The organism is Mesorhizobium erdmanii, from assembly GCF_013170725.1.
In the GTDB taxonomy this organism is placed as follows: domain Bacteria; phylum Pseudomonadota; class Alphaproteobacteria; order Rhizobiales; family Rhizobiaceae; genus Mesorhizobium; species Mesorhizobium erdmanii.
Window position 1 is genome coordinate 1,503,341 of record NZ_CP033361.1, and the last position, 15,768, is coordinate 1,519,108.

The 15,768-nt window shown below is 63.5% G+C and carries 13 protein-coding genes; 6 read left to right on the forward strand and 7 right to left on the reverse strand.

What is annotated here, in order from left to right:
- From EB233_RS07270 to EB233_RS07280, 3 genes are read right to left on the reverse strand one after another with little or no spacing between them, the layout of a single operon-like run.
- Entirely contained in the window at positions 1-1,260 is a 1,260-nt protein-coding gene (locus EB233_RS07270) for an aminomethyl transferase family protein (protein WP_064990793.1), read from the reverse strand.
- A gap of 3 nt (positions 1,261-1,263) precedes the next feature.
- Positions 1,264-2,829, reverse strand: a complete 1,566-nt coding sequence (locus EB233_RS07275) for a phytoene desaturase family protein (protein WP_064990792.1) — start codon at positions 2,827-2,829, stop codon at positions 1,264-1,266.
- Positions 2,816-4,435: a phytoene desaturase family protein gene (locus tag EB233_RS07280; protein ID WP_064990791.1), complete on the reverse strand. Its 1,620-nt coding sequence runs from the start codon at positions 4,433-4,435 to the stop codon at positions 2,816-2,818. The genes EB233_RS07275 and EB233_RS07280 overlap by 14 nt, the downstream gene beginning before the upstream one ends.
- A 277-nt stretch (positions 4,436-4,712) precedes the next feature.
- On the opposite strand from EB233_RS07280, the gene EB233_RS07285 reads away from it, so the two are divergent.
- The 5 genes from EB233_RS07285 to EB233_RS07305 all read left to right on the forward strand — a co-directional run bounded on the left by EB233_RS07285 (position 4,713) and on the right by EB233_RS07305 (position 9,908).
- On the forward strand, positions 4,713-5,507 hold the full coding sequence (locus EB233_RS07285; protein ID WP_064990790.1) for a class I SAM-dependent methyltransferase: 795 nt from the start codon (positions 4,713-4,715) through the stop codon (positions 5,505-5,507).
- A 6-nt stretch (positions 5,508-5,513) separates the two neighbouring features.
- Positions 5,514-6,200 (forward strand): transcriptional regulator BetI, encoded by a 687-nt coding sequence (gene betI, locus EB233_RS07290; protein ID WP_064990789.1) that lies wholly within the window; start codon positions 5,514-5,516, stop codon positions 6,198-6,200.
- Between the two features lie 48 nt (positions 6,201-6,248).
- A complete protein-coding gene (locus EB233_RS07295; protein WP_064990788.1) occupies positions 6,249-7,331 on the forward strand; it encodes an ABC transporter substrate-binding protein in 1,083 nt (360 codons plus the stop codon).
- 193 nt (positions 7,332-7,524) lie between these two features.
- Positions 7,525-8,601 (forward strand): extracellular solute-binding protein, encoded by a 1,077-nt coding sequence (locus tag EB233_RS07300; protein WP_064990787.1) that lies wholly within the window; start codon positions 7,525-7,527, stop codon positions 8,599-8,601.
- Positions 8,598-9,908 carry a flavin monoamine oxidase family protein gene (locus EB233_RS07305; RefSeq protein WP_064990786.1) on the forward strand — a complete coding sequence of 437 codons (1,311 nt, stop codon included), beginning with the start codon at positions 8,598-8,600 and terminating at the stop codon, positions 9,906-9,908. The genes EB233_RS07300 and EB233_RS07305 overlap by 4 nt, the downstream gene beginning before the upstream one ends.
- Here the strand turns inward: EB233_RS07305 and EB233_RS07310 are convergent.
- Genes EB233_RS07310 through EB233_RS07320 form a run of 3 tightly spaced genes read right to left on the reverse strand, consistent with a single transcriptional unit; the run spans position 9,872 to position 12,733 of the window.
- Positions 9,872-10,945 carry an ABC transporter ATP-binding protein gene (locus EB233_RS07310; protein ID WP_064990785.1) on the reverse strand — a complete coding sequence of 358 codons (1,074 nt, stop codon included), beginning with the start codon at positions 10,943-10,945 and terminating at the stop codon, positions 9,872-9,874. The two genes, EB233_RS07305 and EB233_RS07310, sit on opposite strands and share 37 nt — an antisense overlap.
- Before the next feature lie 52 nt (positions 10,946-10,997).
- The gene (locus EB233_RS07315; RefSeq protein WP_064990784.1) at positions 10,998-11,819 is read right to left on the reverse strand and encodes an ABC transporter permease; all 822 of its coding nucleotides are present in this window, start codon (positions 11,817-11,819) and stop codon (positions 10,998-11,000) included.
- Entirely contained in the window at positions 11,816-12,733 is a 918-nt protein-coding gene (locus tag EB233_RS07320) for an ABC transporter permease (protein ID WP_064990783.1), read from the reverse strand. The genes EB233_RS07315 and EB233_RS07320 overlap by 4 nt, the downstream gene beginning before the upstream one ends.
- Before the next feature lie 333 nt (positions 12,734-13,066).
- On the opposite strand from EB233_RS07320, the gene EB233_RS07325 reads away from it, so the two are divergent.
- A complete protein-coding gene (locus EB233_RS07325; RefSeq protein WP_064990782.1) occupies positions 13,067-14,485 on the forward strand; it encodes an aminotransferase in 1,419 nt (472 codons plus the stop codon).
- A 51-nt stretch (positions 14,486-14,536) separates the two neighbouring features.
- On the opposite strand, the gene EB233_RS07330 is transcribed toward EB233_RS07325, so the two are convergent.
- Positions 14,537-15,739, reverse strand: coding sequence for an aromatic ring-hydroxylating oxygenase subunit alpha (locus EB233_RS07330; protein ID WP_064990781.1), 1,203 nt, complete (start codon positions 15,737-15,739; stop codon positions 14,537-14,539).
- Between the last annotated feature and the right edge of the window lie 29 nt (positions 15,740-15,768).

Here is a 15,768-nt window from a genome sequence, read left to right on the forward strand (position 1 = left end):
TCAGAAATCCGCCGGCGGATTGGCAGTGCGGCGGTCGAGTTTGATGAAGGGCCGCGCCACCACCTTGGCCCGCTTCATCAGCTTCTGATATTGCAGCTCGCGCATGGCGTAGATCTCGACCCATAGATCCTCAACGAACGTATCACCATACGGGCGCTCCAGCGAAGCGATGGCGATGTTGCGCTTGGCCATCGGCGACCACATGGCGGCGCTGACCAGACCGACCTCCCGATGCTTCTTGTGATAGACGATGGCGTGCTCGGCCGGGATGTTGCCCTCGATCTCCAGCCCGACCAGCACATGGCGCAGCTTGCGTTTGGCCCGCGCTTCGAGGATGGCGCGGCGGCCGTTGAAATGGCCTTTTTCCAGATCGATCATGAAGCCGAGGCCGATCTCGTCGGGCCTGCGCAAGCGGTCGGCGCGGATGGCATGTTCGGCGGTGGTGAAGTCGGCATTGGCGACGATCAGCCCGGCCTCGAGCCGGGCTCGGTTGAGCGCGGTGTAGCCGATGGCGCGGATACCGCGCAATTCGCCTGCGGTCATCAGTCGATCCCACAGGCTCAGCGCCTTGTCGGCCGGCACGAACAGTTCGTAGCCGAGATCGCCGGTGAAGCCGGTGCGCGAGATTGTGACTGTTGCGCCGTCGTGCTGGAAATCGGCAAGGTCAAAGACTTTGAGCTTCTCGATGCCCGCGAAGCCGGCATCGCGCAGCACGGCGAAGGAGGTCGGTCCTTGCAGTGCCAGCCCGGCGACGGCCTCGGTTTCTTCCGCGACGATGACATCGAAGCCAATGGCGCTGTCGAGCAGCCACGGCAGATGTCGCTCCTGCGAACACAGGCGGAACCGTGTCGGCGAGAGCCGGAACAGCGTGCCGTCGTCGAGAACAAACCCCTCGTCGTCACACCACGCCGTATAGTGAACGCGGCCGGGTTTGAGTTTAGTCACGTCGCGCAAGGTGACGCGATCGAGGAAGGCTTCGGCATCCGGCCCCTCGATCCGGTATTTGGTCATTGGCGAGATGTCGAACAAAGCCGCCTGGCTGCGGATGGCGAAATACTCCAGCTCCTCGTCCCACAGCGAATGCGGCGCGCGATAGCCGGCCCAATTGTACCAGTCCTGGGTCTTCGCCAGCGCGTCGATGCGCGGCTGGAATGGTGTGCCGAGGCGCAGCGCGCGGAAATGGGATTGCGCGGCGATGCGGGCGGCAACTGCCGCATCGGCTGTCTTTGCAACGGGCTTCTTCCTGGTCGCCTGGGCCATGGCCTATCCCTTCATCGCAATGATGCGTCGTGCGGCGTTGAGGCCGGGAGCGCCGGAGACGCCACCGCCTGGATGCGAGCCGGCGCCGGCCAGGAACAGCCCGTCGAGCGGTGTGTCGTAGCCTGACCAGCCCGAGACAGGCCGCGAGATCAGCATCTGGTCGGCCTGCAATTCGCCGTGGTGCCAGTGGCCGCCCGGCATGCGGTAGCGCGTCTCGATATCGGCCGGAGTCAGCAGCTCGGCATGGACGACGCTCGTGCCGATGCCGGGCGCGTAAGCCTCGAGCTGCGTCATCACCGCCTTGAGGAATTTCGGTTTGCCGGCGGGCCAGCCTTCCTTCAACGCATAGGGCGCGTACTGCACCACCGCCGACAGCACACAGGCGCCATCAGGGGCGAGCGATGGATCGGCGAGGCTGGGCAGCGTGATTTCCATCACCGGCTCGGGCGAGAATTCGCCGTACTTGCATGGGTTGAAGGCGCGCTCGACATGATCGGGCGAGGGCGCGATGACCAGCCGGCCCCGGTGTCCGGCGGCATCGGCCCCGGTGAATTGCGGCGGCCGGTCGAGCGCCAGATTGAGTTTCGCGGCATCGCCCTTCATCCGGATGTTTTTCACCTTGCGGACAAAACCGGTGTCGATTGCGCGCGGCCCGACAAGGTGGAGGAAGGTTGTTGCCGGGTTGATGGCGGAGACGACAGTCCTGGCGCGCAACTCCTCGCCGGTGTCGAGCGCGACGCCGACGGTGCGGCCTTTCTCGACGAGGATCTTTGCCACGGCGACCGATGTGCGGATGGTGGCACCTGCCTTCTCCGCCGAGGCGCGAATGGCCGCGACGATGGCGCCCATTCCGCCATCTGGCAGAACCTGTGCACCGGCGGCACCGCCGGTTTCGCCGGCCAGACGGTAGTAGAGGCCGAGCAGCGAGGTCGGCGAGCGCGGGCCGAGATGGCTGCCGAGCGTCGCATCGAAAGCGAGCAGGCCTTTCAGCCTGTCATCCCCGAGCTGCTCATCGAGCAGGTCGGTGACATTCATCAGCAGCACGCGCAGGAAATCGCGCATGTCTTCCTTGCCGAGTTTTTTCAAGGCCAGCGCGGTCTGGCCGAGGGACGCCGTCTCGAGCAGCGACATGCCGGCGAGATCGGGCGGCCGTCGAGAGAGGAAGGGTTTCAGGATGCCGGCATAGCGCAGCAGCTGGGCGCGCAAGTCCTTCCAGGCGGATTGCTCGGACGCACTGGCGCCGGTCAATACCTGACCATAGGCCCCATGCAGCATAAGCGCTGGGCCGTCCTTGGACAGGGCAACCGACGGCAGGAAGTCCGCGCGGGCAAACTGCAGCCCGTGCTTTTCCAACTCCAGCGTCTTCACCACATCGGGATGCAGGCGGTTCAGCAGATGTGCGACCGAGGAGGCGCGAAAACCCGGTGCGAATTCCTCGGTGCGCGCGGCGCCGCCGACTTCGCTGCCGGCTTCCAGAACCAGCACCTTGCGGCCGGCTTTGGCCAGCGTTGCGGCGGCGACGAGGCCGTTATGGCCACCGCCGATGACGATTACATCAAATGACGTCATGGGCCGGGCTCATATGCGAGGTGGATTTGGCGAGATCACGCAGGATTTCGGCGGCGGCATTGCGGCCGGGCGCGCCCATGACGCCGCCGCCGGGATGGGTCGAGGAGCCGCACATATAGAGGCCGCCTACCGGCGAGCGGTATTGCGCGTAGCCCGGCACCGGGCGGTTGAACAGAAGCTGGTCGAAGGTCAGTTCGCCCTGGAAGATATTGCCTTCGGTGAGGCCGACCTCGGCTTCGATCTCGCGGGGCGTGCGCACCTCCATATGGACGATGCGGTCGCGGAAGCCTGGCGAGTAGTCTGATATCTGCGCGATCACGCTTTCGGCGAAGCCGTCGCGGTCGGCATCGGTCCAGTCTCGGCCGTTCACCTTGGGCGGTGCGTATTGCACGAAGCAGCTCATGAAGTGCTTGCCCGGCGGCGCCATGGTCGGGTCGAGCGTCGTCGGGATGACCATGTCGAGGAACGGGTCGGCCGACCAGCGGCCGGCCTTCCAGTCGTCATAGGCGCGTTCCATGCGCTCCATCGAATCGGTGAAGTGCATGTCGCCGCGATAGACCGGCGAATCCTTTGGCAGTGCCGGGAATTCCGGCAGCGAATCGAGCGCGATGTTGACCTTGCCGGAGGAACCTCGGATCTTGAAGTTCTTGACCCGGCGCAGAAAGATGTCGGGCAACTCCTTCTCTTCTACCAGCTTCAGGAAGGTGCGCTTCACGTCGGCGTTGGAGACGACGAGCTTGCCGTAAACTTCCTCGCCACCGGCCAGCACCACGCCCTTGGCCTTGCCTCGGTGCACCAGCACATGGTCGACCTCGGCGCCGGTGCGGATGGTGCCGCCAGAGGCCTTGAACGACGCGGCCAGCGCCTTGGTGACCGCGCCCATGCCGCCGCGGGCATAGCCCCAGGCGCCGACCGAACCGTCGACCTCGCCCATGTAATGGTGCAAGAGCACGTAGGCCGTGCCAGGCGACATCGGCCCGAGCGCGGTGCCGATGATACCGGACAGAGCGAAGTTCGCCTTGATGACATCGGTCTCGAAATACTCGTCGAGGAAGTCCGAGATCGACATCGTCCAGAAGCGCAGCGTCAGCGCCATCTCTTCCGCCGACAGGCCGGCGAACTTCTTGCCGAGGTAAAGAAGCTCGCCGAGGTCGCGCGGCTTGAGGCTGGTCGGGTCGGGGGCGGTGCGCATCAGCAGCGGCTGGATGAAGCGGCACTGCCGCGTCACGTCGCGGGCGTAGCGGTCATAGGCCTCGGCATCGCGTTTGGAGAAGCGCGCGAATTCGCGCCGGTGCGCATCGTGGTCGCGATAGTTGGCAAGGTAATCGCCGTCGCGGGTGAACACCGCGCCGCCTTCGTAGGAAATGACCTGCAGGCCGAAGCGGGGCAGTTCAAGGTCGCGCATGATTTCCGGGCGGAACAGCGAGCAGACATAGGAGCAGTTGGAATAGAGGAAGCCAGGCGTCAGCTCGCGGCTGGTGGCAGCACCCCCCACCCAGTCGTTTTTCTCCACCACCAGCACGTCGAGGCCCGCACGCTGGAGATAGCAGGCGTTGACCAGGCCATTATGGCCGCCGCCGATGACGATCGCGTCCCAAGCTTTCATTGTGGCCAAGTCTTCCCTCTTTTGCGCGATTCCAAGGGAAAGCGCTGGGCGCTTTTCCCCAGGGGAACCGCCCGGACTTTCCCCGGAATTGCTTAGGCGACCCGCTGTTCATTTTTGCGTGATCTGTTCCCGAATGAGCTGAATTTGGCACGGCATCGGCCATGCTGTCCAGCCATACTGAATGAATGTTCAACAAATGATGTTGCGTTTTCCCTCGTATGCGCTAGGCTTTGCCAGCGTTCGAAACGGGCATTCATCGATTGGGGATCGAGGGCTGATGGTCGAGACGGCAGATGCCGAGCCGGAGTATGACGACACCGCCATCCGCTTTCTCGAGGCGCTGTGGGGCGATGGCTACCTGTCGCCGGGCGGGCCTGAGGAGGTCGACCGGGTGATCGAAGGGCTCTCGCTCGGGGGCAAAACGGTACTCGACATCGGCTGCGGCTCCGGCGGCGTCACCTTGCATCTGGTCGAGCGCCATGGCGCCGCCCACGCCACGGGCTTCGACGTCGAGCAGCCGGTGATCGAGGCGGCCAGGCGGCGGGCCACCGGGCGCGGGCTCTCGGATCGGGCGGACTTCATCCAGGCGCCACCCGGACCGCTGCCTTTCGCCGATCGCTCCTTCGACGTCGTCTTTTCCAAGGACGCGCTGCTGCATGTGCCCGACAAGGACGGCCTGTTCGCCGAGATCTTCCGCGTGCTGAAGCCGGGCGGTGTCTTTGCCGCCTCCAACTGGATGATTGGGCATGACGGCGAACCATCGGCGGAGATGAAGGCCTATGTCGCGGCGGAGGGGCTCTCCTTCACCATGGCGTCGCCGGCCCGCTATGCCGGGGCAATGCGCCGGGCCGGCTTTGCCGACATCACCGTGCGCGACCGCAATCCCTGGTACCGCGAGGTGGCGCGCGGGGAGCTCGCGCGGCTCAAGGGACAGCTCTACGCCCGAGCCGCGGCCGCGGTCGGCGCAGCCTATGTCGACAAGAACATCAAGACCTGGGAGGCAATGCAGAAGGTGCTTGACAGTGGCGAGCACCGTCCCACTCATCTGCGCGGTTGGAAGCCGGTTGGATAGCCGGCAATGCTGGAGACCGTCACATCCATGAAGACTTCCGAGGCCAGGGACATTCTCACTGAGACGGTGCGAAAGGGCGATGCCGAAAAGCGCGGCCGCAAGGCTTCGAAGGAGGTCCGCCAGCTGCAGCTGATCGAAGCGACGATCGATTCCCTGGCCAAGCGCGGCTACGCCGAGACGACGATGGCCGATGTCGCTGATGGCGCGGGCCTCTCGCGCGGCATCGTCAACTTCCATTTCGAGAGCAAGGAAAAGCTGCTGATCGCGACGCTGCAGCACATGTATGACGAGTATTCGGCGCATTGGCGCGCCTCGCTGCAAAAGGCAGGCGACGATCCGGCGCGGCAGCTGCAGCAACTGGTATGGGCCGACTTCGACCGCGCGATCTGCAACAAGCGCAAGCTCGCCGCCTGGCTGGCCTTCTGGGGCGAGGCCAAATCGCGGCCCACCTATCAGGCGCTGAGCAGTTCGCGCGATGCCTATTACCAGCAGGTCTTCATCGATCTCTGCACGACCCTCAAGCAGAGCGGCTCGTATACCTATGACCCGCCGGTGATGGCGCTGTCGCTGTCGGCCATGCTGGAGGGGCTGTGGCTGCGGCTGATGATGGGCACCGAGGATACGACGCGCGAAACAGCCTTGCAGGCGGCAAACGCCTTTTTGGCCGCCGCCTTCCCGAAGCACTACGGTTAGCAACAGCCGGCCGCCAAGACCGGCAAGACCAAAAGAGGATGGAACAGCATGAAGAGATTTAGCCGACGCCTGACATTGACATTGGCGCTGGGCGGCGCGCTTGCGGCTTCGGCGGCAGCGTTCGCCGTCGCCGCCGACAAGGACCTGATCGTGTTCGACTGGTCTGGTTACGAAGATCCGAGCTTCCACCCGAAATATGTCGAGAAGAATGGCGATTCACCAACCTTCGCCTTCTTCGGCGACGAGGATGAGGCGTTCGAGAAGGTGCGCTCCGGCTTCAAGGCCGATCTTGGCCATCCCTGCTCGCAGAGCGTGGTGAAATGGCGCGAGGCAGGGCTGTTGCAGCCGCTCGACACCTCGAAGATATCAGGCTGGAAGGATCTCAATCCCGGCATCATGGCGATGAAAAACCTCGCCACGACCGATGACGGCAAGGCGTGGTTCATGCCTTGGGACTGGGGCAACACCCAGCTCACCTACAACTCCTCCAAGATCGACGCCAAGGACGTTCAGTCGCTGAAGGCGTTCGCCGATCCGAAATTCAAGGGTCGCGTGTCGATCGGCGACAATGTCGACGACGCCTATGCGCTGGCGAGCCTTGCCATCGGCCTGAAGGACTGGACCAAGATGACGGACGACCAGTTCAAGCAGGCCTCCGACTTCCTGCGCCAGGTGCACAAGAACGTCCGCTCTTATTGGACCGACACCACCGACATCGTCCAACTGTTGAGCGGCGGCGAGGTCGATCTCGCCTGGGCCTGGAACGATGCGACCGTGCAGTCCGTCAAGGCAGGCGTGCCGATCAAGTCGGTAAAGGATACCAATGAAGGCATCTCGACCTGGGTCTGCGGCTATGTGCTGTTCAAGGACGCGCCCGGCAACATCGACAAGGCCTATGATTATCTGAACGCCGTCAACGATCCGGAGACCGCCAAGGTGCTGGTCAAGGACTGGGGTTATGGCCAGGCCAATGCCAAGGGCATGGCCGGCGTCGACCAGGCGATCCTGAAGGAAAAAGGCTATGACGACGTGCAGAAATTCGTCGACAAGACGCTGTTCCAGTCGCCGCTGCCGTCGGACCTCAAATTGAAGATGATCGCCGAATTCGAGAAGATCAAAGCCGGGTACTGAGCCCAAAAAGTGGAAGCCGGTCTTTTCGGACAAACGGGAGTCCGTTTTGTTCAGGGATCATGCTCAAACAAGGACTGTAACTCGCGTCTAGACCGCCCGTCCGCCGCTGTCATGGTGGGCGGGCGGGCCTCGCCAAAGCGGATGATTTCTCCTAACCTCGCAGCGGCTTTTTTCGCGATGGGGGAGTTTCGCCATGACGCCGATGTTACGCCGCCTGGCCGTTGCCGCCGCATGCGTGATCGGCGCCGGCGCGGTCTATGCCTTCGCGGAAGGTGGCGGCGATCTCATGGTGTTCGACTGGTCGGGTTACGAGGATCCGCTGCTGCATCCCGCCTACACTGCCAAACATGGCGCCGAGCCGACCTTCGCCTTCTTCGGCGACGAGGACGAAGCCTTCGAGAAGATGCGGGCGGGCTTCAAGACCGATATCGCGCATCCCTGTTCGCAAAGCGTGGCGAAATGGCGCGACGCGGGCCTGCTGCAGCCGCTCGACACTTCCCGGATCGCCGGCTGGAAGGATCTCAATCCCGGCATCATGGCGATGAAGAACCTCGCCACCACCGCAGACGGCAAGGCCTGGCTCATGCCGTTCGACTGGGGCAACACGGCATTGCTCTACCGCACCGACAATGTGACGGCCGACGAGGCGAAGTCGCTGCGGATCCTGGCCGACCCGAAATTCAAGGGGCGCATCACCATCGGCGACAATGTCGACGATGCCTATGCGCTGGCGAGCCTGGTCATTGGCCTCAAGGACTGGACCAAAATGACCGACGCGCAGTTCAAGGAGGCGTCCGATTTCCTGCGCCAGGTGCACAAGAACGTGCGTCTCTACTGGACCGACTCGAGCGACATCGACCAGGCTTTCTCCGGCAATGAGGTCGACCTTGCCTGGGGCTGGGGCCAGACACTGATCGCGATGAACGGGCAAGGCGTTCCCGTCGCCATGAACCGCGATACCAAAGAAGGCATGTCGACCTGGGTGTGCGGCTACGTGCTGATGAAGGATGCGCCGGGCAAGCTCGACCAGGCCTATGATTTCTTGAGCGCGGTCAACGCGCCCGATATTTCGAAATACATGGTCACGACGTTCGGCTACGGCCACGGCAACAGTGCCGGCATGGCCGCGATCGACCACAAGGCACTGGCCGAGCGCGGCTTCGACGACATCGACAAGTTCCTCGACAAGACGCTGTTCCAGCAGCCGGTCGCGCCGGAATTGAAGAAGCGCATGGTCGACGAATTCGAGAAGATCAAGGCAGGCTATTGACGAGCGAACTGGAAAGAACCGGCGTCGTCATCGTCGGTGCCGGCTTCACCGGCCTGTCGGCGGCGCTCGAGCTGAAGCGGGCGGGGATCGATTTCCTTATTCTGGAGGCACGCGACCGCGTCGGCGGCCGTGTGGAAGCCGTGCGGAACGGGCTGGGCGAGCGCATCGACAGCGGCGGCCAGTTCCTGTGCGAAGATATGCCGGAAGTGATGGCACTTGCCAGGACACGCGGCAAGACATTGGTCGAAACCTATGTCGACGGCGATTTCATCGCCCATCCGTCGATGTCGGCTATACAGGCCGAACGAACCTATCACGGTGCGATGGCGATCCGTGAACGCATGAACGGGATCGAGCCGGACGATCCGTCGATAGAAGGCATGAGCGTCGCCACCTGGCTCGAACGCCAGCATGATGCCGCCGATGCCAAGACGGCTTTCCGGTCGATGATCGAAGGTCTGTGGTGCCTGCCGATGGACAGGGTGCCGCTCTGGTACCTGATCGACAATGACCGCCGCATCACCAACGAAGTGCCGGAGCTGCAGTATTCTCTGCATGAGACCATGCAGTCGCTGGCCGAGGATCTTTCTGGCGATCTCGGTGGCCGGGTACGCCTGAATGAGCCGGTCACGCGCATCGAGCATGGTCGGCAAGGTGTCCTCGTTGTCTCGGCCAAGGGTGCAATCGAAGCGCGCCAAGTACTGGTCGCGCTGCCGCCGGCGACGGCCGCGAAGCTCGATTTCGCGCCGGCTTTGCCGTCAGCTCTCCGCGAGGCGCTTGGCGTCTGGGAAAGCGGTGCGGTGATCAAGATCCTGGTGCGCTATGCCAAGCCGTTCTGGCGTGAACGGGGCCTGTGCGGCATGGTGATGTGGCGCGACCTGCCGGGCCTGTTTGCCTGCGACGCCAGCAAGGACGCGGAACATGCCGCGCTCGTCGTCTTCATCGGGGGCCCGCTGGCGCTGCGCTGGCAGGGGCTGAGCGCGGCGGCACTTCGTGCGGAAGTTACGACCCGCTTGCAGGACGCCCTCGGGCCGGATGCCGGTGACATCATCGACTTCAGTTCGCGCGACTGGATACAGGACCGCTGGAGCGGTGGCGCCTACAGCGACCTCGTCGTCAACATGAAGGCGAGGAAGGCCGAGCGGACGATTGTTGCAGGTGCGCCGCCGGTTCATTTCGCCGCTTCGGAGCTGTCGCCGTCATTCCCCGGCTATGTCGAAGGCGCGATCGTTGCGGGCCGCCTCGCGGCGCGCAAGGTTCTTGCCGATCTTCAGTCTCCCATTGCCACCAGCGCCTCGGGATCGTAGGCGAGGCGGATCGGGGTGCCGACGGGGATGTCGTCGGCGCCGAAATCGTTGGTCTCGGTCACCGACAGCGGTTTTTCCAGCCCCGGTATCTCGACGATCAGGTGGGTGATCTCGCCGAAATAATGGCGCTCGACCACCTTGCCGGCGACCTCGAATTTTGCCGTCGCGTTGTCCCACAGCACGCGCAGGCGCTCCGGCCGGATGCCCAGCGTGGCGGCGCCGCCATTGCGCACGAAGGCCTTCGGCTTGTCGGTCTTGACGCGGCCGAAGCCGAGCGTGTCGACGGTCAGCGAGGCGCCGTTCTCCTCGACGATCTCGGCCTTGATGAAGTTCATGCCGCCGAGGAAGTCGGCGACCTGGCGGTTGACCGGGCGCTGGTAGATTTCCTTGGGCGATGCGACCTGCGCGATCTTGCCGCCGAACATCACGGCGATGCGGTCGGACATGGCGAGCGCCTCGTATTGGTCGTGGGTGACCAGCACGAAAGTGATGCCGACGGCCTGCTGCAGCCGGCGCAGCTCGACCTGCATCTGCTCGCGCAATTTCTTGTCCAATGCCGACAGAGGTTCGTCGAGCAAGAGCACCTTGGGCCGCATCACCAGCGCTCGGGCGAGCGCCACGCGCTGGCGTTGGCCGCCGGACAACTCCGTGGCCAGCCGCTTGCCGAGTCCGGTCAGCGAAACCTGCGCCAGCGCCTCCTCGACGCGACGCTTCTCCTCGCCGCCCTGCAGTTTCAGGCGCTTCAGCCCATAGGCGACGTTCTGCTCGACATTGAGATGCGGGAAGATCGCATAGCTCTGGAACACCATGTTGGTCGGCCTGCGGTTGGCCGGAATGCCTTCCATCGGCTGGCCGCCGACCGCGATCGATCCGCTGGTCGGGTTGTCGAAGCCGGCGATCATCCGCAGCAAGGTGGTCTTGCCGCAGCCGGACGGCCCGAGCAGCGAGAAGAACTCGCCTTCCCGGATGGTCAGGGAGGCATCGTCCAGCGCCTTGAACGCCCCGTAGCTGCGGGTGACGTTGCGGATCTCGATCATGGTTCGATCCGATTGGACCCGGTCGGCCTGGGGACGCTCGATCCGCGGCTGTTCAGGCATAGAGGCCTCCCTCGTTCTGGGTGCGTCTGGCCGCGCGGCGACGCAGGATTTCGGCGATTGTCATCAGCAGGAAAGAGGCAACGAGCAGCAGCGTGCCCAACGCCAGCACGCCCGGCAGTTTCGAGGCGAAGCGCAACTGGCCCCAGATGTAGATCGGCAGGGTCGCTTCGGTGCCGGTCAGGAAGAAGGCGATGATGAACTCGTCCAGCGAGATGGTGAAGCAGACGAGCAGGCTGGAGATGATCGCGGGCGCCACCATCGGCAGCGTCACCCGGCGGAAGGTGCCGAAGGCGCTTTCGCCGAGATCGGCGGAGGCCTCCTCCAGGCTGCGATCGAAGCCCTCGAAGCCGGAGGTCAGCACCGTCATCGAATAGGGAATGCAAACCAGCACGTGGCCGAGCACGACGGTGAACAGCGAGAGGCTCAAGCCCAGTTGCAGCATCACCAGCAGCATCGAGATGGCGACGATCACCTCGGGTAGCACCAGCGGCGCCATGATCAGGCCATGTATGGTGCGGCGGCCGGGATAACGATAGCGGGTGATCGAACGAGCGGCGAGGGTGCCGAGCACGGTGGCGAGAACCGACGCGCTGATGCCAACCTTCAGGCTGTTCCAGGCGGCGTCGAGCAAAGCCGGCGTGTGCGGCAGGTCCGCATACCATTGCAGGGTAAAGCCGGTGAGCGGGAATTTCGGCGTCGGGGCCGTGTTGATCGAGAAGATCGGCAGGAAGATGACGGGCAGGTAGAGGAAAACGATGTAGAGGAACGCATAGACGGATAGCCAGCCGCCCGACAGGAAACGCCGCGCCCTCATCGTGCCAGCCTCTGCAGTGCGCGGATGATCAGCACCGTGGCGCCGGCCATCAGGGTGACGATCAGCATGGTGGTGACGGAAAGGGCGGCACCCAGTGGCCAGTTGGCCGCCTTGCCGAACTGCGCCTGGATGGCGTTGGCGATCATGACACCGTCCTTGCCGCCGACGAGCTTCGGCGTGACATAATCGCCGACGGTCGGGATCATGACGATCAGCGCCGCCGAGATGACGCCCGGCGCCGACAACGGCAAGGTCACGCGCAGGAATGAGCGCAAGGGGCCATCGCCGAGATCCGTGGCTGCCTCGACCAGCGTGCGGTCGACCTTTTCCAGCGAGACGAAGATCGGCAGGATGGCGAAGGCCGCCCAGGCATGGGTGAGAGTGATGATGACGGCGCTCGAATTGTAGAGCAGGGCGGTCGACGGCTCGTCGATGATGCCGAGGCCCATCAGGCCGGAATTCAAGACGCCGTTGTAGCCTAGGATGACCTTCCACGACATGACGCGCAGGAGGTAGCTGGTCCAGAACGGGATGGTGATGAGAAACAGCCACAGGCTCTTGTGACGCCCGCCATGGAAGGAGATGAAGTAGGCGATCGGGTAGGCCAGGATGACGGTGAACAGGCTGACCGTCAGCGAGATGTAGAGCGAGCGCCACAACAAATCGCGGTAGATCGGCTCGGTGAGCGCGACGCGGTAATTTTCCAGCGTGAAGGTGCGGTCGATGGTCAGGTAATGCTGCGTCCAGAAGGAGTGGGCGATGACCACCAGGATCGGCAGGACCAGAAGGATGAGCGCATAGAGAAAGGTCGGGCTGATCAGGGCGAAGCCCTGTACGGGCTCCGATTGCAGAAGGGCATTTCGTCTTGCCCGCGTCATGCGCAACGGAGGCGACCCCTCCGCGGACGCCGTCATGGCCAGACTCCGCGAGGCAGGGCTGCGGGCGTGATTTCGATTGCTGGCCTGGACTGTTCCGCCATGCGCATCCCATTGTGCTGACGCCGGCTGTTTGTTCCCACTTATCCTTGGAACGCGATCGGTCGCAAAACCGGTGACCACTTTTGCTGGTCGCGTTCCTAGCTTGCCGGCTTTCTTTCATCTTGCGCGCATCCGTGGATTGAAATCAAGCGTTAATTCTGAGATATTGATTGAACGGACATTCAAAATTAGATGAAGAAAGCCCCCGTTTCCGGGGTTTTCTCCGAATTTGAAGTTCAGGGAAAAATCGACAGAGATGTGGAGACGACAATGGCTGCGGTGAGGGACCTGAAGGTGACCGAGATGGCGGCGCCCGGCGGCGGCGATGCCATCGAACTGGGCAAGCGCCATCTCATCCAGCCCTGGCCCTATGCCGGATCCGTCGGTGCCGAGGCCCGCGCGCTGATCGCCGAAGGCGACGGCATCTACATCACCGACAACACCGGCAAGCGGCTGATCGATGGGCCTGCCGGCATGTGGTGCGTCAATGTCGGCCACCGCCGTGAGGAACTGGCCAAGGTCATGTACGACCAGGCGATGGCGCTGTCCTACAACACGCCCTGGTACACGATGAACGCGCCGTCGGCGGAACTTGCCATGCGCATCGCCGGCCATGCGCCGGGCGATCTCAGCCATGTCTTCTACACCACCGGTGGCTCTTCGGCGGTGGAGACGGCGCTACGCTTCATGCAGTTCTACAACAATGTGCGAGGCCGGCCGGAAAAGAAGCTCATCCTGAGCCGAGGCGGCGCCTATCACGGCTCGACCTACCTGTCGGCGTCGCTCAATGGCCGCCCGCGCGACCGCGACTGGATGGACGGCGCCGACGAACTGGTGATCAAACTGTCCTCGCCAGATCCGTTCCGTCGTCCGCACGGCACGAGCCTTGCCGCCTTCACCGATTTCCTCGTCGACCAGTTCCGCGACACGGTTGCCCGTGTAGGCGCCGACAAGATTGGGGCTTTTGTCGGCGAGCCGGTGCAGGCATCGGGAGGCGTCGTGATCCCGCCCGACGGCTATCTCAAGCGCATCCGCGAGATCTGCCGCGACAACGACATCCTCTATGTCTCCGACGAGGTCGTGACGGGCTTCGGCCGGCTTGGCCATGTCTTTGCCTCGGGTGACGTGTTCGGCATCGATCCTGACATGATCACCTTCGCCAAGGGCGTCACCTCGGGCTATTTCCCGCTCGGCGGCGTCATCATCTCGGAACGGCTGCTGGAAGAGTTGCGCCGCTCGAACCATCCCGATGCAATGTTCGGCCATGGCCTGACCTACACCAGCCACCCCGTCGGCTGCGCCGTGGCGCTGAAAAATCTCGATCTGCTGGAAGAAGGGGTGCTTGCCCACGCCCAGGCCGTCGCGCCCTATTTCCAGGCGCAACTGAAGACCTTGGAAGACCTGCCGCTGGTCGGCGAGGTGCGGGGCGCGGGGCTGATGGCCTGCGTCGAATGCGTCGCCGACCGCGAAAGCAAGGACCCGCTGCAGCTCGACAAGAATGTCGGCAAACGCATCGATGCCCATTGCCACGAACTCGGCCTGCTGGTGCGTCCCCTGATCAACATGTGCGTGATGTCGCCGCCGCTGATCATCACGCGCGAGCAGATCGACGACATGGTCGGCATCCTGCGCGAGGGCATTTCACGCACGATGGATGATCTGCGCAAAGAGGGGGTGTGGCGGGGGTGATTAGCTCATCTCTCCTCTTGTGGGGGAGATTGGCAGCTTCAGCAGCCTCGCCTACCCCCTCGACCTGAGTGCGTCGTTCAGGTTCCACATGTCCTTTTCCTCGGGTGCCGTCTCCAGGCCGAAGACCGGGATCTGTTGGCGCAGATGATCGTGATGGGTGCGCACGCCGTATTCGAGGTCGGAGAGATAGAAGCCCTCGAAAGCTTCGGACAGCATCGATTCGTTCGACCACACCGACAACTGCACGTCTTCGTTCATGGTGTCGCGGTCGATGCGGTAGGCGAGATAGCGTGCCGCGGCCTGTTCCCTGGTTTCGTCGGGGTAGCGGTAGACGGCGCCGCGCAGCAGGGTCTCGCCCGTCGACAGCGGGAACTCCTGATAGAATTGCACCGATTCCGGCATGATCGACAGGGCGTTGTTGGGGAAAATCCCGTAGTAGATCCAGGCCTTGCGCAGATGCTCCGGCAGGTGCGATGCATCGGGTGCGAGCTTGATGTATTCGCGCACGCTCCAGCGCCGCCCGGCATGCGGATTGTAGGTGGCAAAGGAGCGCGACACGCCGTTGATGAAGGGCTCATCGAAATAGGTTGCGCCATACAGATCCTGTAGCGCCGGATGCGCCATGGCGACGTGATAGCCCTCATTGTCGACGTCGCGCACCGACTTCCAGTTGACCGGCGATTTCTGGGTCCAGATGCCCCAGGACGGCACCATGTCGGCGACATTGTAATGGGCCATCTCGGCCTCGATCGGCTTCAGCAGTTCGGCGACGGAAGGCTGCGGGCCGCCCTTGCGGAAGCGGATGAAGATGAAGCCCATCCAGATTTCGAGGTCGAGCGGCATCAGGCCGAATTCGGTCTTGTCGAGGTCGGGGAAGGAGCGCGGGCGCGCGGCGCCGCGCAGCGTGCCGTCGAGATTGTAGACCCAGCCATGGAACGGGCATACCAGCGCATTCTTGCAATTGCCCTGGCTGTCGGCGACGACACGGCTGCCGCGATGGCGGCACATGTTGTTGAAGCCGCGCACGACACCATCCTTGCCACGCACGATCAGGGCGCGCTCGCCGATCACGTCCATTGTCAGATAGTCGCCCGCGTTCGGCACGTCGCTGACGTGGCCGGCGATCTGCCAGTGGTTGCGGAAGACGTACTCCTTCTCGAGCTCGAGGAGGGCGTTGGAGTGATAACTCCAGCCCGGTAGTCCCCGCCGGTCCCAATCGTTGGGGATCGCCACGTCACGGAGGTGCGGGTTCATAAAACGTCTCTTCTTTTTGTTGAATAATC